General features: G+C 57.5%; 22 protein-coding genes. 7 read left to right on the top strand and 15 right to left on the bottom strand.

Translation table 11 applies throughout. The features are described from left to right. Position 1 precedes the first annotated feature (1 nt). From potG to ACJY2L_RS03005, 6 genes are all read right to left on the bottom strand, one after another. A complete protein-coding gene (gene potG / locus ACJY2L_RS03030; protein WP_157883852.1) occupies positions 2 to 1,135 on the bottom strand; it encodes a putrescine ABC transporter ATP-binding subunit PotG in 1,134 nt (377 codons plus the stop codon). Between the two features lie 146 nt (positions 1,136 to 1,281). Continuing rightward, the gene (gene potF, locus ACJY2L_RS03025) at positions 1,282 to 2,391 is read right to left on the bottom strand and encodes a spermidine/putrescine ABC transporter substrate-binding protein PotF (RefSeq protein WP_439212892.1); all 1,110 of its coding nucleotides are present in this window, start codon (positions 2,389 to 2,391) and stop codon (positions 1,282 to 1,284) included. Positions 2,392 to 2,757: 366 nt separating this feature from the next. Further along, on the bottom strand, positions 2,758 to 3,243 hold the full coding sequence (locus ACJY2L_RS03020; protein ID WP_067429104.1) for a YbjN domain-containing protein: 486 nt from the start codon (positions 3,241 to 3,243) through the stop codon (positions 2,758 to 2,760). An 86-nt stretch (positions 3,244 to 3,329) separates the two neighbouring features. Then, a complete protein-coding gene (rimK, locus tag ACJY2L_RS03015) occupies positions 3,330 to 4,232 on the bottom strand; it encodes a 30S ribosomal protein S6--L-glutamate ligase (RefSeq protein WP_439212891.1) in 903 nt (300 codons plus the stop codon). A 19-nt stretch (positions 4,233 to 4,251) separates the two neighbouring features. Further along, positions 4,252 to 4,974 (bottom strand): oxygen-insensitive NADPH nitroreductase, encoded by a 723-nt coding sequence (nfsA, locus tag ACJY2L_RS03010; RefSeq protein ID WP_439212890.1) that lies wholly within the window; start codon positions 4,972 to 4,974, stop codon positions 4,252 to 4,254. Then, positions 4,958 to 5,275, bottom strand: coding sequence for a YbjC family protein (locus ACJY2L_RS03005; protein WP_264272929.1), 318 nt, complete (start codon positions 5,273 to 5,275; stop codon positions 4,958 to 4,960). The genes nfsA and ACJY2L_RS03005 overlap by 17 nt, the downstream gene beginning before the upstream one ends. A gap of 142 nt (positions 5,276 to 5,417) precedes the next feature. On the opposite strand from ACJY2L_RS03005, the gene ACJY2L_RS03000 reads away from it, so the two are divergent. Next, positions 5,418 to 5,678: a GrxA family glutaredoxin gene (locus tag ACJY2L_RS03000; RefSeq protein ID WP_067429093.1), complete on the top strand. Its 261-nt coding sequence runs from the start codon at positions 5,418 to 5,420 to the stop codon at positions 5,676 to 5,678. A gap of 46 nt (positions 5,679 to 5,724) precedes the next feature. Here the strand turns inward: ACJY2L_RS03000 and ybjM are convergent, their stop codons facing one another. Then, the gene (ybjM, locus tag ACJY2L_RS02995; protein ID WP_067429090.1) at positions 5,725 to 6,087 is read right to left on the bottom strand and encodes an inner membrane protein YbjM; all 363 of its coding nucleotides are present in this window, start codon (positions 6,085 to 6,087) and stop codon (positions 5,725 to 5,727) included. A 231-nt stretch (positions 6,088 to 6,318) separates the two neighbouring features. On the opposite strand from ybjM, the gene ACJY2L_RS02990 reads away from it, so the two are divergent. After that, positions 6,319 to 8,004, top strand: coding sequence for an aspartate:alanine antiporter (locus tag ACJY2L_RS02990; RefSeq protein ID WP_187486404.1), 1,686 nt, complete (start codon positions 6,319 to 6,321; stop codon positions 8,002 to 8,004). 381 nt (positions 8,005 to 8,385) lie between these two features. Continuing rightward, entirely contained in the window at positions 8,386 to 8,991 is a 606-nt protein-coding gene (ybjG, locus tag ACJY2L_RS02985; protein ID WP_187488144.1) for an undecaprenyl-diphosphate phosphatase, read from the top strand. A 35-nt stretch (positions 8,992 to 9,026) separates the two neighbouring features. Here ybjG and ACJY2L_RS02980 read toward each other — a convergent pair whose 3' ends face one another. Next, positions 9,027 to 10,172, bottom strand: coding sequence for a serine hydrolase (locus ACJY2L_RS02980; RefSeq protein WP_233702400.1), 1,146 nt, complete (start codon positions 10,170 to 10,172; stop codon positions 9,027 to 9,029). Positions 10,173 to 10,466: 294 nt separating this feature from the next. On the opposite strand from ACJY2L_RS02980, the gene ACJY2L_RS02975 reads away from it, so the two are divergent. Continuing rightward, positions 10,467 to 11,123 carry an HAD family hydrolase gene (locus ACJY2L_RS02975; RefSeq protein ID WP_439213098.1) on the top strand — a complete coding sequence of 219 codons (657 nt, stop codon included), beginning with the start codon at positions 10,467 to 10,469 and terminating at the stop codon, positions 11,121 to 11,123. On the opposite strand, the gene ACJY2L_RS02970 is transcribed toward ACJY2L_RS02975, so the two are convergent. Beyond that, positions 11,120 to 12,226: a PQQ-dependent sugar dehydrogenase gene (locus ACJY2L_RS02970; protein ID WP_439212889.1), complete on the bottom strand. Its 1,107-nt coding sequence runs from the start codon at positions 12,224 to 12,226 to the stop codon at positions 11,120 to 11,122. The genes ACJY2L_RS02975 and ACJY2L_RS02970 overlap by 4 nt on opposite strands. Positions 12,227 to 12,435: 209 nt before the next feature. Here ACJY2L_RS02970 and rimO point away from each other — a divergent pair, with 209 nt between their 5' ends. Then, a complete protein-coding gene (gene rimO, locus ACJY2L_RS02965; RefSeq protein WP_067429073.1) occupies positions 12,436 to 13,764 on the top strand; it encodes a 30S ribosomal protein S12 methylthiotransferase RimO in 1,329 nt (442 codons plus the stop codon). On the opposite strand, the gene ACJY2L_RS02960 is transcribed toward rimO, so the two are convergent. The 6 genes from ACJY2L_RS02960 to ACJY2L_RS02935 are packed head-to-tail and all read right to left on the bottom strand — an operon-like array spanning position 13,761 to position 20,501. Continuing rightward, positions 13,761 to 14,210: a DUF4385 domain-containing protein gene (locus ACJY2L_RS02960; RefSeq protein WP_439213097.1), complete on the bottom strand. Its 450-nt coding sequence runs from the start codon at positions 14,208 to 14,210 to the stop codon at positions 13,761 to 13,763. The genes rimO and ACJY2L_RS02960 overlap by 4 nt on opposite strands. A gap of 19 nt (positions 14,211 to 14,229) precedes the next feature. Beyond that, entirely contained in the window at positions 14,230 to 15,135 is a 906-nt protein-coding gene (gene gsiD, locus ACJY2L_RS02955) for a glutathione ABC transporter permease GsiD (RefSeq protein ID WP_187486406.1), read from the bottom strand. A gap of 9 nt (positions 15,136 to 15,144) precedes the next feature. After that, positions 15,145 to 16,065, bottom strand: coding sequence for a glutathione ABC transporter permease GsiC (gene gsiC / locus ACJY2L_RS02950; protein WP_067429066.1), 921 nt, complete (start codon positions 16,063 to 16,065; stop codon positions 15,145 to 15,147). 53 nt (positions 16,066 to 16,118) lie between these two features. Next, positions 16,119 to 17,654 (bottom strand): glutathione ABC transporter substrate-binding protein GsiB, encoded by a 1,536-nt coding sequence (gene gsiB, locus ACJY2L_RS02945; protein WP_264289391.1) that lies wholly within the window; start codon positions 17,652 to 17,654, stop codon positions 16,119 to 16,121. Positions 17,655 to 17,690: 36 nt separating this feature from the next. Next, positions 17,691 to 19,541 (bottom strand): glutathione ABC transporter ATP-binding protein GsiA, encoded by a 1,851-nt coding sequence (gsiA, locus tag ACJY2L_RS02940; RefSeq protein WP_067429059.1) that lies wholly within the window; start codon positions 19,539 to 19,541, stop codon positions 17,691 to 17,693. Positions 19,542 to 19,547: 6 nt separating this feature from the next. Beyond that, positions 19,548 to 20,501 (bottom strand): isoaspartyl peptidase/L-asparaginase family protein, encoded by a 954-nt coding sequence (locus ACJY2L_RS02935; protein WP_439212888.1) that lies wholly within the window; start codon positions 20,499 to 20,501, stop codon positions 19,548 to 19,550. 217 nt (positions 20,502 to 20,718) lie between these two features. On the opposite strand from ACJY2L_RS02935, the gene moeA reads away from it, so the two are divergent. Continuing rightward, positions 20,719 to 21,954 (top strand): molybdopterin molybdotransferase MoeA, encoded by a 1,236-nt coding sequence (gene moeA / locus ACJY2L_RS02930; RefSeq protein WP_439212887.1) that lies wholly within the window; start codon positions 20,719 to 20,721, stop codon positions 21,952 to 21,954. A gap of 1 nt (position 21,955) precedes the next feature. Next, positions 21,956 to 22,732, top strand: a complete 777-nt coding sequence (gene moeB / locus ACJY2L_RS02925; protein ID WP_439212886.1) for a molybdopterin-synthase adenylyltransferase MoeB — start codon at positions 21,956 to 21,958, stop codon at positions 22,730 to 22,732. Positions 22,733 to 23,006: the final 274 nt, after the last annotated feature.

Here is a 23,006-nt window from a genome sequence, read left to right as displayed (position 1 = left end):
GTTATACCGTCAGTACGACGCAGCTGTCGGTATCCCAACAGAGCTGCACCTCATCGCCCCAGGTTGGCGCGCCTTTGCGATAACGATGGGCGTTTTGCAACTGCGCGCTGAGCATCTGTCCACTGCGCAGGCGCACATGGTAAATTGACAGATCGCCCAGATAGGCAATATGCACCACTTCGCCGGTGGCGAAGTTGCAGCCATCGGCAGGCGGCTGTTCACACAGCATCACTTTTTCCGGGCGCAGCGCCACATAAACCGGCACGTTTTCCAGCACCGACATATCAGAATCAACCTTCAGCGGATTAATCAGTCCCGGGCTCTGAATCACCAGCCCATCCGCTTCGCGTGCGGTCAGCAGGCCTTCAAAGACGTTAACCGAGCCGATAAACTCGGCGCTGTAACGGCTGGTTGGGTGCTCGTAAATCTCTTCCGGCTCGCCAATCTGCACGAATTTACCGCGATTCATGATGGCGATGCGCCCCGCCATGGTCATCGCCTCTTCCTGATCGTGCGTTACCATCACGCAGGTGGCACCCACACGCTCCAGAATATCCACCACTTCCAGCTGCATGCGATCGCGCAGCTTTTTGTCCAGCGCGCCCATTGGCTCATCGAGCAGTAGCAGCTTAGGCCGTTTCGCCAGGCTGCGCGCCAGCGCCACACGCTGACGCTGGCCACCTGAAAGCTGGTGCGGTTTGCGTTTGGCGAACTCCTGCATGTGCACCAGCGCCAGCATCTCCTCAACGCGATCGCGAATGTCCGCTTTCGCCAGCTTGTCCTGCTTCAGGCCGAAGGCGATGTTCTGCTCAACGGTCATATGTGGGAAAAGCGCATAGGACTGAAACATCATGTTGATTGGCCGTTGATAAGGCGGCACGTGCGACAGATCCTGGCCATCCAGCAGAATCTGGCCGCTGGTAGGCGGTTCAAATCCTGCCAGCATGCGCAGCAGCGTGGATTTACCGCAGCCAGATGCGCCCAGCAGCGCGAAGATTTCACCCTGATAAATGGTCAGGCTGACGTCGTCTACCGCATGCTGGCCGTCGAAAGATTTGGTCAGGTTACGCATTTCCAGCAGCGGGGTCAGCGCTTTAGCGGGTTTCGGTTGAGGGCGGGTTGTTGCATCGTTCACAAATAATACTCTCCGGAGCCAGGCAAAAGCCGGGCTAAGCCAGCCGCAAAAATGGCACAACAGAGGCCGGTGGTGCGCCTCTGTTGTCAGATTATTTCAGGTTAGTCCGCGCTGACGGGTACGCCAGCCAGCGCGGGCCGATCGATTTATCGACCGCTTTTCACTTTGGTCCAGGCGCGGGTGCGCACACGATCCAGCTTTGGATCCTGAACTTTCAGCACAAACAGTTTCGCGAGGGTATCCGGCGTCGGGAAAATGCCGGGGTTATTGCGCACATCCGCGTTGATCAGCGGCAGCGATGCTTTGTTACCGTTAGCGTAGAACACTTTGTCAGAAACGTCGGCAATCACCCTGGGATCCATCATGTAGTTCAGCCATTTGTAGGCCTCATCCACATTTTTGGCATCTTTTGGAATCGCCATCATGTCGAAGAACGCCAGCGCGCCCTCTTTGGGAATGCTGTAGGCGATGTTGACGCCGTTCTTCGCTTCGTCAGCGCGTTTCTTCGCCTGTAACACGTCACCTGCCCAGCCGATCGCCACGCAGGTGTTGCCGTTGGCGAGATCGTTGATGTACTGCGAAGAGTGGAAATAGCGAATATTAGGCCGCAGCTTCAGCAGCAGATCGGTCGCGGCGCCGGTGTAATCTTTGGCATCGCTGCTGTTGGGATCTTTGCCGAGGTAGTTCAGCACGGTAGCGAAAATCTCTTCCGGCGCATCGAGGAAAGAGACGCCGCAGCTTTTCAGCTTCTCGAGGTTTTCTGGCTTCAGCACCAGATCCCAGCTGTTAACCGGCGCATCTTTGCCCAGTGCCGCTTTCACTTTCTCAACGTTATAGCCAATACCGGTGGTCGCCCAGAGATAGGGAATGGCGTATTTGTTGCCGGGATCGTGCTGCTCAACCTTCTGCAACAGGGCTGGATCGAGGTTTTTGTAGTTCGGCAGCTTGCTCTTATCCAGCTCCTGAAAAACGCCTGATTGCAGCTGACGCGCAAGAAAGCTCGACGACGGCACCACAACGTCATAGCCGGTGCTGCCTGCCATCAGTTTGCCTTCCAGTACTTCATTGGAGTCAAACACGTCGTAGACCACTTTGTCGCCGGTCTGCTTTTCAAAATTTGGCACGGTATCCGGCGAAATATAGTCGGACCAGTTATAGACGTGCAGCGTTTTCTGTTCTGCCATCGCGCCGGCCGATGCCAGCATCAGCACGCCCGCTACCACACCCGATAACCCTGTTTTACGTGGGTTGAACATTCTTCCTTCCTCCAGGCCAATCAAAACGCACGATGCAGAACGGGCAGCCCCGAGCTGAGATAATGCCTGCCCGGTCACACAGTGAATCACTATTCACCCTCATGAAACCGTCAACAGACCGCGACCGGCGAGCCAGGAGCACGCGTAACGCCGCCCCGCAAGAATAGCGGCCCCACCGCATCGAGGCCAGTGCCCAGCGTAAAAAACGCCTTTTATCGATTTTTTATGCAGGTTTTGTCTATGAGATAGCGCTTAACCGGCATAAACAGCGAGAAATATCTGGTGATTGCGGATAAAACTGGAATAAACGTTGGTGCGAAAGCGGAGGGAACCGCCACGCGGGGTGGCGGTGAACAGCAAAAGGGCTTAATGCAGCATTGAATGGCCGCTGGCCAGCGAGGGACGTTCCTCTTCTTCTTCATCGCCGACGATCAGCAGATTGTTGGCAAAGGCTTCCATGATCACCATGGAAATCTGCTCTTCACTCTGCTTCATAAAGGCGGAAAACTGGCCGAAGGTGAGCCCGGCGCTGACGCTCAGCGACTGACAGACGATCAGCTTCGGCAGGTTATCATCCTGAATATCCAGAAACGCTTTAACCGTCAGCGAACTGGCATTGATTTGCGACAGGTCGCCAACCAGAGGAATTAACGCCGTGGGTTTTACTTCAGCCAGTGCAGAAAAGAGGATGATATTGTCCACCAGATCGATCTTGGCATCGAATACGCCTTCAAAATTTTGCATGTGCGGCAGATGTAAAGCCTGACAGGCGTCACATTCAAACCAGCTGATACTTTGTTGATCCAGCCAACGTCGTAACACGTCAATATCTGGAACGACGAGTGAATCCATCGTTGAGTCCTACACCTGTTTCAGGAAGCGCATTAGCTTACGAAAAAAAGCGGCGAAACACCACGATCCGGCACGCATTATGCCGGTCAGCCACCGGTTTTCAGACAGAAACCGGGCTGTGCGTGCTGTTCAATCCATGCAATCATCATCGCCGCGATGTTCATCCCGCTGATCTTTTCGATGCCTTCGAGGCCGGGCGACGCGTTGACTTCCATCACCAACGGGCCACGCGCGGCGCGCAAAATATCCACGCCTGCCACGTCCAGCCCCAGCGTAGCGACGGCTTTCACCGCCATTGCTCGCTCCTGCTCGCTGATCTCGACCTGACGCGCCCGGCCGCCGCGGTGCAAATTAGAACGGAAATCGCCCTCTTTCGCCTCGCGCTCAATGGCGGCGACCACATCATCGCCAATCACCAGACAGCGAATGTCGCAGCCGCGCGCTTCGCGGATAAATTCCTGCACCAGAATGTGCGCGTTCAGCCCGCGAAAAGCGTCGATCACGCTCTCCGCCGCCTGGCGCGTTTCTGCCAGCACCACGCCAATGCCCTGCGTGCCTTCCACCAGCTTGACCACCAGCGGCGCGCCGCCCACCATCTCGATCAGATCATGGGTGTCGTCCGGCGAGGAGGCAAAACCGGTAACCGGCATATCTATCCCCTGCCGCGCCAGCAGCTGTAATGAACGCAACTTGTCACGCGCACGGGTGATCGCCACCGACTCGTTCAGCGGGTAGCTGCCGCTCATCTCAAACTGCCGCAGCACCGCCGTGCCATAAAAGGTGGTGGCCGGGCCGATGCGCGGAATCACCGCATCAAAAGGCCCGAGCGGTTGGCCGCGCAGATGCACGGCGGGCGACGCGGGATTGATATTCATGTAGCAGGAGAGCGGATCGATAAGGTCCACCTCATGCCCACGCGCCAGCGCTTCGTCGTGCAGTCGCTTACAGGAATAGAGCGTTCCATCCCGCGACAAAATGGCTATTTTCACCGTGCGGCTCCGCAGCAGATTATTTGGTTGCCCAGCCCTGCTGGTGCAGATAATCGAGAATAAACGGACGAGTCTCTTTCATGATCAGCCGCTCAATCAGGCCGCTCCAGGTTTCTGAACGCTGGTTACTATCACGCTGATGATAATAGTCGTTGAGCTGACGATCATATTCCGCCAGCACCTGCTTATCGACCGGCTGATAGTGGTTTTCATGCACCAGCATCGCCTGCGGCATGCGCGGTTTGACGTCCGGATGCGATTCCGGCCAACCCAGACAAAAGCCAAACAGCGGCAGTACAAACTTCGGCAGCTGCAGCAACTCGGTCACGTCGGCGATGTTATTACGAATGCCGCCGATGAAGACGCCGCCCATATCGAGCGATTCTGCCGCCACCATGGCGTTCTGTGCCATCAGCGCGGTATCAACGCAGCCGAGCAGCAGCTGTTCAGCGCGGCCCAGCTGTGCGTCGGGCACGATCTGCTGATGACGATTAAAATCGGCGCAGAACACCCAAAATTCCGGTGCGCTGCCAACCCATTCCTGACCGCCGGTGAGTTCGACCAGCTTCTCGCGCATGGCGCGATCGGTGATGCGAACAATAGATGAGCACTGCAGGAAACTGGAGGTTGATGCAGATTGCGCAGCGGCAATAATCGCCTGGCGTGTCTCATCGCTGACTTCACGATCGGTGAAGGCGCGGACAGAACGGTGTGAGCAAAGTAATTCAATGGTCGGCGTCATGCTTGTCTCTCTCTTTTTTAGGGGTCGATGCGGCGAACAGCTGCGGCGCGATAATCTGCGCCGTGCGCCACATCATTATTATCGCCGCGGGCAGCATACAGCAGACCGCTGCGGCGATAAGCAGCCTGGCAGCTGTTTTGCCTTGTAGCCAGTCGGGCAGCGGCAATACATCGTTAAAAGCGATCCACGCCACCACCAACATCAGCGCGCCCATACCCTCCAGCAGCAGGACCGGCAGCGGCAGCGAGGCCAGGCTTTTTGCCGCAGGCGGGCGCGGCGCACCCTGCGGATTACGCGCCATAATGCGCTTTCTGCCTATCGTCAGTGCTTATCAGACTAACAGTCATTTCCTTCTTCCTTTCGGCAGGGGTTGCGGGCATGATAACCGCCATTATTGATGAGCGTGATAGCAATCACAACTCAACGACTGCAAGGAGATACCGATGATCGCTGTAATTTTTGGTCGCCCAGGCTGCCCTTATTGTGTGCGTGCTAAAGAGCTGGCCGAGAACATTGCCGGACAACGCGAGGATTTTGATTTCCGTTACGTTGATATCCAGGCTGAAGGTATCACCAAGGCGGATTTAGAAAAAACCGTCGGCAAGCCGGTGCAAACCGTGCCGCAGATTTTCGTCGATGAGCAGCATGTTGGCGGCTATACCGAATTTGCCGCTTATGCCAACGCGAATCTCATGACTGCCTGAAGCGCAGTACGATGCAAAAAGGGCCTGCTCATGCAGGCCCTTTTTTTTAGTGCAGCTGACGGCGCGGGAACAAGGCGCGCCACAGGCTAACCAGCAGCGCCCCGCAGACGCAGAGGAAAATGGCGCTGGCGTGCCAGGCAAATTCCTGCAGCGGGCTCGACAGATTTAACAGCGGCAGGGCCAGCATCAGCAGACAGACTGGCGTCGCCAGCAGCGCGCCGCTTAGTGCCACCGTGACCGCGTTGGGACGCGCGATCAGCCCGGCCAGCGCGCCAGGCAGCATAAACAGCAGCAGGGCCGGCTGACCATGTTGGCCCAGCGCCGCGCTGTAGCGGGCCAGAATAAAAATCGCGCAGTAAAGCGACAGGCAATTAATCACCGCGGACAGGCGAACGGCACGCAATGGCATAACGCGACCTCTACATTAGCACCGGCTGAAGGTGCAAAAAGGGTGAAGAGAGATGAAAAAAAGAGTGGCGCTGAATACCGTGAATACGTGGCGACAAAATATATTCAGGTTTACACTGCTGGATAATTTTATTGCCGCGGATGAAGTCAATAAAAGCTGCGTCACTGCGTGGTAAGTTAGCGCAGAACATCTCTCTTATCAATCAGTTACTGGTAAAGTAAAAGTTAACTCGTGAATATAAATGTCGCAAATTTGTTAAGCGCCAATGACATCTTGTTATTATTTGTCGTGCTTGCGCTGGGCCTCTGTTTAGGGAAATTACGCTTTGGCCCGATTCAACTGGGTAATTCCATTGGCGTTTTAGTGGTGTCGCTGCTTTTAGGGCAACAACATTTTGCGATGAATACCGACGCGCTCAGCCTGGGCTTCATGCTGTTTATTTTTTGCGTTGGCGTCGAAGCCGGGCCGAACTTCTTCTCTATTTTCTTCCGCGATGGCAAAAACTATCTGATGCTGGCCCTGGTGATGGTCGGTAGCGCGTTGCTGCTGACCATCGGCATGGGCAAACTGTTTGGCTGGGATATCGGCCTGACCGCCGGCATGCTGGCGGGATCGATGACCTCAACGCCGGTGCTGGTTGGCGCTGGCGATACCCTGCGACAAACCCTTGGCGAACCGCAGCTGGCGCTGATGCAGGATCACCTGAGCCTCGGCTATGCGCTGACCTACCTGATCGGTCTGGTGAGTTTAATTGTCGCCGCGCGCTATCTGCCGCGCCTGCAGCATCAGGATTTACCGACCAGCGCCCAGCAGATTGCCCGGGAACGTGGTCTGGATGCCGACAGCCAGCGCAAGGTTTATCTGCCGGTGATCCGTGCCTATCGCGTCGGCGCAGAGCTGGTGGCGTGGAGCGGCGGTAAAAACCTGCGAGAACTCGGCATCTATCGGCAAACCGGCTGCTACATAGAGCGCATCCGTCGCAACGGCATCCTTGCCAGCCCGGACGGTGACGCGGTACTGCAGGAAGGCGACGAGATCTCGCTGGTTGGCTACCCGGAAGCGCATGCGCGGCTCGATCCCAGCTTTCGCAACGGTAAAGAGGTGTTCGATCGCGATCTGCTTGATATGCGCATCGTCACCGAAGAGATCGTGGTCAAAAACCACAACGTGGTCAACCGCCGCCTTAGCCAGCTTAACCTCACCGATCACGGCTGCTTCCTCAACCGGGTCATTCGCAGCCAGATTGAGATGCCTATCGATGACAGCATCATCCTGAATAAAGGCGATGTGCTGCAGGTTAGCGGCGAAGCGCGCAGGGTAAAAAGCGTCGCCGACCGCATCGGCTTTATCGCTATTCACAGTCAGGTTACCGATCTGCTCGCCTTCTGCGCCTTCTTTATTATCGGCCTGATGATCGGCATGGTGAACTTCCAATTCAGCAGCTTTAACTTTGCCATTGGTAACGCTGCCGGTCTGCTGTTTGCCGGCATCCTGCTTGGCTTTTTGCGCGCCAACCATCCTACTTTTGGGTACATCCCTCAGGGCGCGCTGACCATGTTGAAAGAGTTTGGCCTGATGGTATTTATGGCGGGTGTGGGTCTCAGCGCGGGCAGCGGATTGTCGCATGGCCTCGGCAGCGCGGGCCTGCAGATGCTGCTGTGTGGCCTGGCGGTAAGCCTGGTGCCGGTGGTTATCTGTTATCTGTTTGGCGCCTATCTACTGCGTATGAACCGCGCCCTGCTGTTTGGTGCCATTATGGGTGCCCGCACCTGCGCCCCGGCGATGGAAATTATCAGCGACACGGCGCGCAGTAATATTCCGGCGCTGGGTTATGCCGGCACCTATGCCATTGCCAACGTATTGCTGACGCTGGCAGGCACCATTATCGTTATTATCTGGCCGTTAATTGGCCCCTGAAAAATTATCCGTAGCGTTGCAGAACTTTTAAATATTTACGAAGTCTTATTTATTGCCACTGCTTTTCTTTGAAATCCCTTAATTGCGGAGCCCGTTAATCACTGATTAACGGGTTTTTTTATGTCTGAAATTCAGGATTCCATCAGAGCGGTGCCTTAAGGCAAATTGTCGATGTTTTCTTAATCAGCAGAGAAACCTAAACAAAAGCGCAACCCGATGGGTAATTAAGAGTGCTGCCATTTACCGCAGCGTTGACTCTCTGCAGGATAGCCCACCGGATTCAGACGTTATTTTTTATCCGGCGGTGTGCAGGAGATTATCGCCACGCCGGTGTTTATTCAGGATGCCCTTTGCATCCGCAAGGTAATAAGAGGAAACGAGATGGAAGAGATTAACCGCACGCTGTTTTTGTGGATCAACGCCACGCCGCAGTCGCCCGCCTGGCTTTTATCGCTGGCGACTTTTATCGCCCGCGATCTAATTATGATTGTGCCGCTGCTGATCGTTGGCATGTGGCTGTGGGCACCCAGCCATCGCGTGATGCCACAGCGCGAGCTGGTACTGAAAACCGGCATTGCGCTGCTTTACGCTCTCACCATCTCCTGGTGTGTCGGCCAGCTACTGCCTCATCCACGCCCCTTTGCTATCGGCTTTGGTCATCAGTTTCTTGCCCATCGTCCTGATGATTCTTACCCCAGCGATCACGGCACTACGATTTTTACCTTCGCGCTGGCCTTCGTGTTCTGGCACCGGCTCTGGTCAGGCGTGCTGCTGCTGGCGATCGGCACGACCATCGCCTGGTCACGGGTCTATCTTGGTGTTCACTGGCCTATGGATATGGTGGGCGGCTTGCTGGTGGGATTACTCGGCTGCCTGACGTCGCATCTTGCCTGGCAGGTGTACGGCACGCGGCTGCTGAGCGCGCTGCATCAGGCTTATCGACTGGTGTTTGCCCTGCCGATTCGCAAAGGCTGGGTGCAGCAGTAATGCAAAGGGCGGCCTGGCGCCGCCCTTTTTCTCGCCTAGCTAAACCACTTGCCGAACCAGCCGTCCAGCTTCATCATCACGAAATCCACAATGCGGCTGAAAAAGCTGCCTTCCTGCACCTCATCGAGCACCACCAGCGGCCGCTGCTCAATGGTTTTGCCGTTGAGCTGAAAATCGATCACGCCAACCTGCTGATGTTTTTTTAGCGGCGCGCTGAGCTGCGGCGAAGTCAGGGTAAAGCTCGCCTTCATGTTCTTCATCTGCCCTTTCGGGATGGTCAGCGCAGCATCTTCTGCCACGCCAAGGTTGACCATCTTGCGATCGCCAAACCAGACGCGCTGGCTGGCAAAGGGCGTCGCTGCCTTAACCGGCGTCACCGTTTCAAAGAAACGGAAACCCCAGGTCAGCAGTTTTTCACTTTCGCGGAAGCGCTGTGCATCGGTATCCGCGCCGAGCACCACAGAAATCAGGCGCATGCCGTTATCCGTAGCCGACGCCACCAGATTGTTGCCTGCGCCTGAGGTGTGTCCGGTTTTGATGCCGTCCACCTGCAAGTTGGTGCTCCACAACAGGCGGTTGCGGTTGTGCTGACGAATATTATTAAAGGTGAACTCTTTCTCTTTGTTCAGCGCGTACTCTTCCGGCACATCGCGGATCAGCGCCTGACCTATCAACGCCATATCGCGCGCGGTGCTGTACTGGCCGTCAGCATCCAGTCCGTGTACGGTTTTGAAGTGGGTGTTCTGCAGTTTTAGCGCTTTGGCGTAATTGTTCATCAGGCCGACAAAAGAGTCCTGACTGCCAGCGACGTAATCCGCCAGTGCAATACTGGCGTCGTTGCCGGACTGAATCACAATGCCTTTATTCAGCTCGGAGACCGGAATGCGATCGCCGGGCTTCAGAAACATCAGCGAGGAGCCACGCAGCGCCGGGTTGCCGGTCGCCCAGGCATCCTGACCAACGGTAACCATATCATCGCGGGTAATTTTGCCCGACTTCAGCGCCTGGCCCACCACATAGCTGGTCATCATTTTGGTCAGGCTGGCGGGATCGAGCCGCTGATCGGCATTGGCTTCCGCCAGCACTTTACCGCTGTTGAAATCCATCAGCATCCAGGCTTTGGCTTCCACCTGCGGCGCACCAGGCGCCTGCTCGGCATGGGTAAGTGGCGTAAACATCATGAATACGGTGCAGAATGCCAGCGAACGGGGCGTGGCAAAGAGGGATTTTTTCGTCATGGCGTGCCAGGGTATCCATAGTAAATCTGCGCTTTCAGCGATATAGCCAAGCGTGCGGGCGATCTACGCTACCTGTTAAGACGGGCGAAAAAAACCGCCCAATCGTAAAGTTTTTTGAAGATTAGTAGATAAACCTCAACTTCGGCGTTTGCGCCCTGGTCCGAATTTGTCAGGTAATCATCTGAAACGTCACAAAAATACGTTACGCTGGGTAAAATTCGCTGCAGGAGAACGATGATGGATTTGGCCGTTTTTGATCTTGATGAAACGCTGATTTGCGACGACAGCACCAGCCTTTGGCTGCGCTGGCTGGTCTCCCAGGGATTTGCGCCACCGGCGCTGCTCAAGCAGGAACAGGCGCTGATGCAGCAATATTATCAGGGCACGCTGGAGATCGAAGCATACATGCACACCATTCTCGCTCCGCTGGCCGGACTGAGCACCTTAACGGTCAGCGGCTGGATCCGCCGCTTTATTCAGCGCGATATTCTGCCGCGCGTCTACCCTGCCGCCCGCGAACGGCTGGCCTTTCATCAGCAGCGCGGCGACACCATTGTGATTATCTCCGCCAGCGGCGAGCATCTGGTCGCGCCGATCGCTGAACAGCTGGGTGCGCACGGTGCGCTGGCTATTGGCGTGGAAATTGTTGACCAGCGCTACAGCGGTCTGACCTTCGGCACCATGACCTATAAAGAAGGCAAGGTGGCGCGGCTGAACAGCTGGAAAGCGGAACAGGAAGCAGCGCGCTTCCAGCAGACGTGGGCCTACAGTGATTCAATGAACGACCTGCCGCTGCTGATGCAGGCCGATCGGGCATATGTGATTAATCCTGACGCGCCGCTGGAGCAGGAAGCGCTGCGGCGCGGCTGGGACGTGTGCCGCTGGAAGCGCTAGTCACGCAGGCCGACCTTCAGCAGCTTGCCGTTGCTGGCGTCGGTCAGCACGTAGAGATAGCCGTCCGGTCCCTGGCGAACGTCACGTATGCGTTCGCCACGGTCAGCCAGCAGGCGTTCCTCTTCCGTGACGTTTTCCCCTTTAACCTGCAGGCGAATCAGCGCTTTCTCTTTTAGCGCGCCGATAAACAGGCTGTTTTTCCACGCCGGGAAGCGCAGGTGATTATAAAACGCCATGCCGCTGATGGCGGGCGATACCTTCCAGTAAAACGCCGGCTGCACGGTGCCATTAACCTTGCCGCCCTGCGCTTCCGGCACCTTTTCGCCGCTGTAATCGACGCCCCAGGTAGCCAGTGGCCAACCGTAGTTTTTGCCTTTCTGCACGATATTGACCTCATCGCCGCCGCGCGGCCCGTGCTCGCTTTCCCACATCTGCTGCGTCCACGGATTCATCGCCAGTCCCTGCGGATTACGCACGCCATATGCCCAGATCTCCGGCCGCGCGCCAGCCTGCCCAACGAACGGATTATCCTGCGGCACCGAGCCGTCGGCGTTCAGCCGCACCAGCTTGCCCTGCAATTTATCGAGGTGCTGCGCGTTGGCACTGCGGAAGTGGTCGCCCAGCGCAATCCACAGGTAGCCCTGGCTGTCGAACGCCAGTCGGGTGCCGATATTGGCCCCGCCGGAAAGCATCGGCTGCTGGCGAAAGATCTCGCGCACGTTCTCCAGCCGCCGGTTGTCGGCGCTGAGTTGGGCGAGGCTCACTACCGCACCGGCGCCGTTTTTCTCCTCACGGGTATAGCTGAGATAGAGACGACGGCTCTGTGCAAAATCGGGCGCCAGCACCACATCCAACAGTCCGCCCTGCCGCTCTGCCCATACCGGCGGCACGCCACTAATCGGCTGAGACAGTCCGCTACTGGCCTGCCAGAGCCGCAGCTGGCCGCTGCGTTCGGTAATCAACACGCCCTGATTAGCGGGCAGGAGAGCCAGCGACCAGGGATGATCGAGCCGGTCCTGTAACTGCTCAACGCTGACCTGCGCAGCCAGCGCGGGAGATGATAAAGAGAGAGAAATCAGTGCCGTTAAGGTTATTCGCCGCATGGGATCGCCTTGTTATCCATCGTGGGTTAACTGTAGCTGTCGGTGATGGCTTTTTGTTCGCTTTTACATTTCCATAAAAAAGCGCACTGGCTTTTCAGGCAATTTTGGCCGGATAAAATGCTCATTATTTCAGCTCACTTACCTGTATAAATCTGATCGCCTCGCGTGTAGAATCACGCGCCAAAGCTGTGCTGAACTGGAAATGAGCCATGTCCCAAACAACAACAATGCCGCCGCGTGTAGGTTTCGTCTCACTCGGCTGTCCAAAAAACCTGGTAGATTCAGAGCGTATCCTCACCGAGCTGCGCACTGAAGGCTACGAAGTCGTGCCCCGTTATGACGACGCTGAGATCGTGATCGTGAATACCTGCGGCTTCATTGACAGCGCGGTTCAGGAATCCCTGGAAGCGATTGGCGAAGCGCTGAATGAAAACGGCAAGGTGATTGTCACCGGCTGCCTCGGCGCGAAAGAGAACCAAATTCGTGAAGTGCACCCAAAGGTGCTGGAGATTACCGGTCCGCACAGCTATGAGCAGGTGCTGTCACACGTGCATCGTTATGTGCCAAAGCCACAGCACAACCCGTTTCTGAGCCTGGTGCCGGAACAGGGTGTCAAGCTGACGCCGCGTCATTACGCCTATCTGAAGATCTCCGAAGGCTGTAATCATCGCTGCACCTTCTGCATCATTCCTTCCATGCGTGGCGATCTCGACAGCCGCCCGATTGGTTCGGTGCTGGATGAGGCAAAACGTCTGGTAGAAGCGGGCGTCAAAGAGCTGCTGGTAATCTCCCAGGACACCTCAGCCTACGGCGTTGATGTGAAACATCGCACCGGTTTCTGGAACGGCTCGCCGGTGAAAACCAGCATGGTTAGCCTGTGCGAACAGCTGGCGAAGCTTGGCGTCTGGGTTCGCCTGCATTACGTCTACCCTTATCCGCATGTGGATGATGTCATTCCACTGATGGCGGAAGGCAAGATCCTGCCGTATCTCGATATTCCGTTACAGCACGCCAGCCCGCGAATTCTGAAGTTGATGAAACGTCCAGGCGCGGTAGAACGCACGCTGGAACGCATCAAACGCTGGCGTGAAATCTGCCCGCAGCTGACGCTGCGCTCCACCTTTATCGTGGGTTTCCCTGGCGAAACGGAAGAGGAGTTCCAGATGCTGCTCGACTTCCTGAAAGAGGCGCGTCTCGATCGCGTGGGCTGCTTTAAATACAGCCCGGTGGAAGGCGCAACCGCTAACCAGCTGCCCGATCAGGTGCCGGAAGCGGTGAAAGAAGAACGCTACGATCGCTTTATGCAGCTACAGCAGAAAATCTCCAGCGAGCGGCTGCAGGAGAAAGTGGGCCGTGAAATTCTGGTGCTGATTGACGAAGTCGATGAAGAAGGCGCTATCGGCCGCAGTATGGCCGATGCACCTGAAATTGACGGCGCGGTTTACCTTAACGGTGAACGTGACGTGAAGCCGGGCGATGTGATCCGCGCGGTGGTCGATCACGCCGATGAATACGATTTGTGGGCGACTAAGCGCTAACCGTACTTCTGTTGATGCGCGCGCTTACGGGCTAAGTAATCCTCGTCGGCGCGCAGTTTGTCCCAGTAACCTTTGAAAATCGCCGCCGCCGCGGCTTTCTCTTCATCCCTGCCCCACGGCAACGTATTGCCATCAGCATCATATTTGCGCCCGCCTTTGTAATTGCTGTAGCGACGCGCCCGCGTGTAGCCCATCTGAATAAATTTTCGCGCCATGTCCATGCCGACAAAATCATCCTGGGCGCGATAGGCTTCAAACAGCGCCATGATTTTATCGGCAGATTCCTGCGCAATCGGCACGGTTTTGAAACGCCAGTACGGTAAAATTTCGCCCTTGTAAGGCTCAACCGACAGCACACCCTGTTCGCCGCGCCCTACCTGGTATTTCTCCGGATGCTGACGAAAATCGATGTGGTCAAAATCTTGCTCATAGTCAAAAGGTCGCAGTGCCATAATATCGCCTTGCTTATGTTTTTAGTTTCGGGTCCAGCGCATCGCGCAGGCCATCGCCCAATAAATTAAACGCCAGCACGGTAAGAAAGATCGCCAGGCTGGGAAAAATCGCCACGTGCGGCGCAATCACCATGTCGGCGCGCGCTTCATTAAGCATAGCGCCCCATTCCGGCGTCGGTGGCTGTGCGCCCAGACCGAGAAACGACAGGCTGGCTGCGGTAATAATGGAGGTGCCGATGCGCATGGTGAAATAGACCACGATGGACGAGACGGTGCCCGGCAAAATATGGCGCAGCAGGATAGTGGCGTCGGAAGCACCAATGCTGCGCGCCGACTCAATATAGGTTTGCTGTTTCAGCACCAGCGTGTTGCCGCGCACCAGACGAGCAAAAGCGGGAATGCTGAAGATCGCCACCGCAATGATCACGTTGGACATGCCGCTGCCCATGATCGCCACCACCGCAATCGCCAGCAAAATGCCGGGAAAGGCGAACAGCACGTCGCAGATGCGCATGATAATGCGGTCCCACCAGCCTTCGTAATAGCCCGCCAGCAGCCCGAGCAGCGTGCCAAGCGCCGCGCCAATCGCCACCGAGAAAAACCCGGCAATCAGCGAGATGCGCGTGCCGACCAGCACCCGGCTGAAGATATCGCGTCCCAGCGAATCGACGCCCAGCCAGTGCAACGCAGAAGGCCCGTCGTTAAGCCGGTCATAATCAAAATAGTTTTCGGCATCAAAGGGCGCTATCGCTGGCGCAATAAACGCCACCACGATCAGCAGTAGCACAAACAGGCCCGCCACCAGCGCGACATGTTGTCGGCGAAAGCGCCGCCAGAATTCGCTCCACGGCGTGCGCACCCGATTTTCCCTGATGGTCGGCATGGCGTTGATCGCCGCATCGCGTCGCCAGTTTTTCATTGCGACTCCTTATTTGTAGCGAATAGCCGGGTTGATTGCCGCGTACAGCATATCGACGACCAGATTGATAAGAATGAACTCCAGCGAAAACAGCAGCACTTCCGCCTGAATCACCGGATAGTCGCGCATCGCCACTGAATCGATCAGCAGACGTCCCAGTCCCGGCCAGTTAAACACCACCTCAACCACAATCGATCCGCCCAGCAGAAAGCCGAACTGCAATCCCATCATGGTGACCACCGGAATCATGGCGTTACGCAGGCCATGTTTCACCACCACCAGCGACTCGCGCACCCCTTTTGCCCGTGCGGTGCGCATGTAATCTTCCTGCATCACCTCCACAAAGGAGGCTCGGGTAAAGCGTGCCATCACCGCTGCCACCGCCGCACCAAGGGTCAGCGAAGGCAGAATGTAATGCTGCCAGCTGTCGGCGCCCACCGTCGGCAGCCAGCCGAGACGCACGGAAAAGAGTTCCATTAGCAGCATGCCGAGTGCAAAAGCGGGAAAAGATATGCCTGAAACCGCCAGCGTCATGCCGATGCGATCCGGCCAGCGATTACGCCACACGGCAGAGACAATGCCGATGCCCATGCCGATGATCACCGCCCACACCATGCTGGTGAGCGTCAGCCACAGCGTGGGATAAAAGCGCGCGGCGATCTCTTCCGATACCGGCCTTTTTGACACCATTGACTGGCCAAAATCACCCTGCACCGCATTGACCATGAAATGCAAAAACTGCTGCGGCAGCGGTTTGTCCAGCCCGAGATCCTGACGCACCAGTTCAACCACCGAGGCATCCGCCTCTGCGCCAGCGATCAGCCGCGCCGGGTCGCCCGGCAGCAGGTGAACAAACAGAAACACCAGCACCGCCACGATCAGCAGCGTGGGAATCAGCCCCAGCAGGCGTTTAATAAAGTAGTTAAGCATGCGTTATCCTGCGCGCTATTGCGCCAGCCATCCGCGGCTGGCGCAACCGTGATTTACTTCAGATCGGCGTCGTCAAAGCTGAATGAGGTATCTGGCATGACGTCAAAACCGGTAAGGTTTTTGGTGTTGGCCGAAACCAGCTTCTCGACCACCAGCGGCACCCACGGCTGATCTTTCCAGATACGATCCTGCGCATCTTTATAGAGGCTCGCCTTGCGCTCGCGGTCGGTGGTTTTCAGCGCGTCAGCCAGATCTTTATCCACCTGTTCATTGCTGTAGAACGCGGTGTTGAAGATGGTTGGCGGCCAGGAGGCGGTGGCGAACAGCGGCGTCAGCGCCCAGTCAGCTTCACCGGTTGAGGCGGACCAGCCGGTGTAGAACATGCGCACGCCGCTCTCTTTCTGTGCTTTGCTTTCCACTTCTGCGGCACGCTGGCCGGCATCCATCGCCGTGACCTTCAACTTGATGCCCACCTGCGCCAGCTGCTGCTGGGTAAACTGCAGCACTTTTTGCGCGGTGCTGTGGTTATGCGACGACCAGAGCGTGGCTTCAAAGCCGTTGGGATAACCCGCCTCTTTCAGCAGCTCGCGCGCTTTGGCCGGATTGTAGGCGATCGGCGGATAGGTCTGCGCGAAATCGATGCTCGGCGGCACGATGCCGGTGGCTGGCGTGGCGTAACCGGCAAACGCTACTTTAACCAGCGCCTGACGGTTGATCGCATAGTTGATCGCCTCACGCACTTTGGCGTTATCGAACGGCTTCTGCGTAACGTTCAGGCTAATATAACGCTGCATGATCGACGGTGAGGTCACCACGTTCAGCTTGCTGTTTTTCTCCAGCACTTTGGCCTGCTCAAACGGAATCGGGAAGGCAAAGTTAGCCTCGCCGGTTTGCAGCATCGCCGCGCGGGTATTGTTATCGACCACCGGACGCCAGGTAATGCTGTCCAGCTTCGGATAGCCGCTTTTCCAGTAGCCTTCCCACTTCTCAACCTTCACAAAGTCGGTCTGGTTCCAGGTCACAAATTTGTAAGGCCCGGTACCCACCGGATGAAAGCCGATATCTTTGCCATATTTTTTCAGCGCCGTTGGCGAAATCATCACCGCCGCCGGGTGTGCCAGGTTATTGATAAAGGCGGAAAACGGCTGTTTCAGCGTGATTTTCACCGTGGTCGGATCGACCACTTCGGTGGTGGCGACATATTTAAACAGGTTGTAGCGTTTGAGATGATTGTCCGGGTTGCTGGCACGATCGAGGTTGACCTTCACCGCTTCCGCGTTGAAATCGGTGCCATCCTGGAATTTCACGCCGGAACGCAGCTTGATGGTGTAAGTCAGCCCATCGTCGCTGGCCTGATAGCTTTCCGCCAGCACGTTGGTCAGCTTCATCGACTTATCAAAGCTGAACAGCCCCTGATAAAACGACTTGGCAACCGCCTGAGACAGCGTGTCGTTAGCGTTATAGGGATCGAGCGTGGTGAAGTTGGAGGCCACGGCAATTACCGCATCTTTTGCCGCCCAGGCCGGAACGGCGGCAATGCTGCCGAGCAGGCCGGCGGTCAATAGCCACTTACGCGTTGGATAGGTCATTCTGGTGTGTCTCCGATCGGTTATAAGCGTGGCGCCTCAGGCGCCGCTAATCACATGTTGTGCAACATAATGGCCCGGCGCCACTTCGGTGAGCGGTGCCACATCAGGTTCATCGTTGAGCGCCCGAATCGGGCTGGGGATCTCATCCACCATCAACGCCCTTTCCCGCCGGTGATGACCAGGATCGGCCACCGGCACGGCGGACATCAGCTTTTTAGTATAGGGGTGGCGCGGCGCTTCAAATACCGCCTGGCGCGGCCCCATTTCGACAATCTGGCCGAGATACATCACCGCCACGCGATGACTGATGCGTTCAACCACCGCCATATCGTGTGAAATAAACAGAAACGCGATACCAAACTCACGCTGTAAATCGAGCATCAGGTTAATAATCTGCGCCTGTACCGAGACATCCAGCGCCGACACCGACTCATCGGCAATCACCACTTTCGGGTTTAGCGCCAGCGCACGGGCGATGCAAATGCGCTGGCGCTGGCCGCCAGAAAATTCGTGCGGATAACGTCGCGCATGCTCCGGCAGCAGGCCAACGCGCGCCAGCAGCCAGGCGACGCGCGCTTCCGCCTCCGTGCGGTTCATCACCTTGTGCACCAGCAGCGGCTCCATAATGGAGAAGCCCACCGTCAGACGCGGATCGAGCGACGCGTAAGGATCCTGAAAAATAAACTGAATATCGCGCCGCAGGTGCTGCAACTGCGCGCCTTTCATCTGGTCGATGCGCTGACCATTAAAGGTAATGGTGCCGCTCTGGCTCTCAACCAGGCGCAGCAGCGAACGTCCGGTGGTGGATTTACCGCAGCCCGATTCGCCCACCAGCGCCAGCGTTTCCCCGGCGCGCAAATCAAAGCTGACCTTTTCCACCGCGTGCACCCGCCGCTGGACGCGATTAAAAAAGCCACCGCGAATATCGAAGCGGGTCACCAGATCGCGCACCTGCAGAATCGGCTCGCCCGGCTGCACGGTATCCTGCGGTCGATCGGGCGTATCTTCCGTGCTGTTAATCAAAGGGAACTTTGCCGGTAGCGGCTGGCCGTGCATCGAGCCGAGTTTTGGCACGGCAGCCAGCAGCGCGCGGGTGTAATCCTGCTGCGGTGCGGAGAACAGCGTGCGCACGTCGGCGGTTTCCACTACGTCACCGCGGTACATCACCTGCACCCGATCGGCCATCTCTGCCACCACGCCCATATCATGGGTGATAAAAATCACGCCCATTGCCATCTCTTTTTGCAGCACGCGGATCAGTTGCAAAATCTGCGCCTGAATGGTGACATCCAGCGCGGTGGTTGGCTCATCAGCGATCAGCAAGGAAGGCCGACAGCTCAGCGCCATGGCGATGACCACGCGCTGACGCATGCCGCCAGAGAGCTGATGTGGATAGCGCGACAGTACATTCTGTGCTTCAGGAATACGCACCAGATCGAGCATGCGTCGCGCTTCTGCCAGCGCCTGCTGATGATTTTTGCCCTGATGCAGGCGAATCGACTCAGCGATCTGTTCACCAACGGTGAACACCGGATTCAGCGAGGTCATCGGCTCCTGAAAAATCATCGCCATATCGGCGCCACGAATGCGGCGCATCTGGCTCTGCCGCGCCTGCATCAGGTCGATCGGTTCGCCATGTCGCCGCCGCAGCCAGATTTCACCGCTGGTCAGCTCGCCGCCCGCCTGTTCAATCAAACGCATCAACGCCAGCGAGGTGACCGATTTTCCCGAGCCAGATTCACCGACGATAGCCAGCGTTTCGCCCTGCTTCACGTCGAGATTGAGATGCCTGACCGCCTCGGTAATGGTGCCTTCATGGCGAAACTGCACGCTTAAATCGCGCACCGCCAGTACCTGGTCTTCCGCCATCGCCCCCGGCTTATTCATGCTCTGTTATTCCTCGCGGTAAATGTTGATCACGGCGGGTTCGCCGACATAACCGTAGCCGCGATACATGCCTTCGCTGTTAAACGGCAGTGCAACGTTGCCCTGTGCATCCACGGCGATCAAGCCACCGCTGCCGCCCAGCGCCAGCACCTTCTCCATGATGACGCGGTCGGCTGCCTGCTGCAGAGAAAGCCCTGCATATTCCATTAGCGCGGCGAGATCGTAGGCGGCCAGCGTGCGCATAAACACTTCGCCGGTGCCGGTACAGGAGACCGCGGCGGTGTGATTGCTGGCATAGCATCCGGCGCCAATAATCGGCGAGTCACCGACGCGCCCCGCCTGTTTGTTGGTCATTCCGCCGGTAGAGGTCGCGGCGGCAAGGTTACCGTCCCGATCCAGCGCTACCGCGCCGACCGTGCCCAGCTTGCGGTCAGCATCCAGCGGATCGCCAGCGGCACCGTCGTGATCGAGAATAGCCTGCGCGCTGCCCAGCGCGCGCTGTAGCTGCGCAAAGCGCTCCGGGGTGGAAAAGTAATCCGCAGCCACCCTCTCCAGACCGTGCTGGTCGGCAAACGCTTCCGCGCCCTCGCCAATAAACAGCGCGTGCGGGCTGTTTTCCAGCACCGCGCGCGCCGCCAGCACCGGATTGCGCAGATGCTTCACGCCCGCTACCGCGCCAACCTCCAGCGTGCGGCCATCCATCATGCTGGCGTCCAGCTCATGCGTGCCCTGATGGGTAAAAACTGCGCCTTTGCCGGCGTTAAACAGCGGGCACTCCTCCAGCAGCCGCACCGCTTCGGTTACCGCATCAAGCGCGCTGCCGCCCGCCGCGAGGATCGCCTGACCGCTGGCCACAATAGCGGCCAGCGCATCGGTATAGGCTTGCTCTTTTTCCGTACTCATTGCCGCGCGGGTGATCGCCCCGGCGCCGCCATGAATAGCAATCACTGCTCTGGCCATATGGGTTTCCTGTGCGTGTCTTTCAGGTAATAAACAGCGTGACTGCGGAGGTTATTAATTTTTCAACGATTTTTGACTATAGAAAGCCACTGCCCGCTTGTAAAGCAGAAACTTTGCTTACTGATAATAACGAAATCATCTAATTAATACGTTATGTGACCCATCGCCGAATTAGCGCCATAATGACGCCATGAATTTGAAAAAAGCTGGAGAAACGATGGAAAACCATACTGCCGGATTAATTTCGCTGGAAGAGGCGCTGGCGCGCATGCTGTCACAGGTTACCGCCATTGATGAACAGCAGCTGATTCCCATCACCGAGGCCGCCGGGCGCATTACTGCACAGGCGGTAATCTCACCGCTGGATGTGCCGCCATTTGATAACGCCGCGATGGACGGTTATGCGATCAAGCTCAGCGATTTACTTTCTGAGCATCCGCTGACCGTGGCCGGTAAAGCCTTTGCGGGTGCCCCTTTCCACGGTGAATGGCCAGGCGGCAGCTGTGTTCGTATCATGACCGGGGCGCCAATTCCGCCGGGCACCGAATCCGTGATCATGCAGGAAGATGCGGAAGTCAGCGCAGAAGGCGTGCGCTTTGCGGGCAAGATTAAGCCGGGCCAGCATATTCGCCGTCGCGGTGAAGATATTCGCATTGGCGACGCCGTGCTGGCATCGGGCGTGCGGCTTGGTGCCGCCGAGCTGCCGCTGCTCGCCTCGTTGGGCATTGCCGAGGTCAGCGTGAAGCGCCGCCTGCGCGTGGCGGTGCTGTCGACCGGCGACGAACTGCAGGCGGTGGGCCAGCCACTGCAAGAGGGGCAGATTTACGATACCAACCGCTTTGCCGTTAGCCTGATGCTGCATCAGCTCGGCTGTGAAGTTATCGATCTGGGCGTGGTTCGCGACGATCCGGCGGCGCTGCGTGCAACGCTGCTGAAAGCGGATGCGCAGGCCGATGTGGTGATCAGCAGCGGTGGCGTGTCGGTTGGCGAAGCGGATTACACCAAAGAGCTGTTAGCCGAGCTGGGCGAAATTGGCTTCTGGAAGCTGGCGATCAAACCGGGCAAGCCGTTTGCCTTTGGCCGCCTGCAACAGAGCTGGTTCTGTGGCCTGCCGGGCAATCCAGTTTCAGCCACGGTGACCTTTTATCAGCTGGTGCAGCCGCTGTTGGCCGCACTGTCCGGACAGCGCGGCGCGGCATTGCCACCACGCCAGCGTGTTCGCACCACAACGGCATTGAAAAAGGCGCCGGGTCGGCTCGACTTTCAGCGTGGCATCGTCTCGCGGGCCGCCGACGGCACGCTGGAAGTGCGTAGCACCGGCCATCAGGGTTCACATATTTTCAGCGCCTTTGCGGCGGCAAACTGTTTTATCGTGCTGGAACGCGAGCGCGGTAGTGTTGAGCCAGGCGAATGGGTGGATATTGAGCCGTTCAATCATCTGCTGGGAGGCTGAGATGATCGAACTCAGCGACGAGGAGATGCTGCGCTATAACCGTCAGATTGTGCTGCGCGGCTTCGACTTTGATGGCCAGGAGCGGTTGAAAGCCTCGCGGGCACTGATTATCGGTCTGGGAGGCCTGGGCTGCGCGGCAACGCCGTGGCTCGCTTCCGCGGGCATCGGTCAGCTTACGCTGGTGGATTTTGACCGCGTCTCGCTCTCCAATCTGCAGCGGCAAATTCTGCATGACGATGCCCATATCGGCGTCGCCAAGGTGGCCTCCGCCGCCACGCAGCTGTCGCGCATTAATCCGCATTGTCGCATTGAGACGCACGACGGCCAGCTGGACGATGCGCAACTGGCCGCACTGATCGCCGGGCATGATGTGGTGCTCGACTGCAGCGATAACGTCGCGACGCGTGAACAGCTCAATCGCCTCTGCTACGCCAACCGCGTGCCGCTGGTATCGGGTGCAGCAATCCGCATGGAAGGCCAGCTCAGCGTTTTTCACTGGCAGCCTGACGAGCCGTGCTATCGCTGTATCAGCCGACTGTTTGGCGATCAGACCCTGAGCTGCGTCGAGGCAGGCGTCATGGCGCCGCTGGTTGGCGTGATCGGTGCCCTGCAGGCAATGGAGGCGATTCGCTTGCTGGCCAATTTCGGCGAGCCGGTCGCGGGCAAGCTGCTGCTTTATGATGCGATGACGCTGCAGTTTCGCGAGATGAAGGTGGCGAAGGATGCGCAATGCGAAGTCTGTGGGCAGGAGAGGTGCCCGGAAGCGGGCGGCTTTTAGGTCAACGGCCAAGTCAACGGCCAATTCGTTCTGCCTGGCAGGCAGCCTGGCTTAAGGTCAACGGCCATTTCGTTCTGCCTGAAGGCAGCCCGAGCAGGGGCGGCATGCGCCCCGCCCCTGCACCCCGGCTATCCGGCAAGCACAACCGCCCGCCACAGGCGGGTACCCTCGTCGGTTCACATTTCTTCACGGACCGCTCGCGATTCGCTCCCCGCTCAACGCTCCCTTGTCCCGCCATCCATGGCGGGACATCCTGAAATGTTCACCTCCTCAG

The sequence above is a fragment of the Duffyella sp. Ts4 genome (assembly GCF_051851875.1).
GTDB classification, from domain to species: domain Bacteria; phylum Pseudomonadota; class Gammaproteobacteria; order Enterobacterales; family Enterobacteriaceae; genus Duffyella; species Duffyella gerundensis.
Note: the sequence above shows the minus strand (reverse complement) of the source record. Positions and strands in the feature narration are given on the sequence as shown.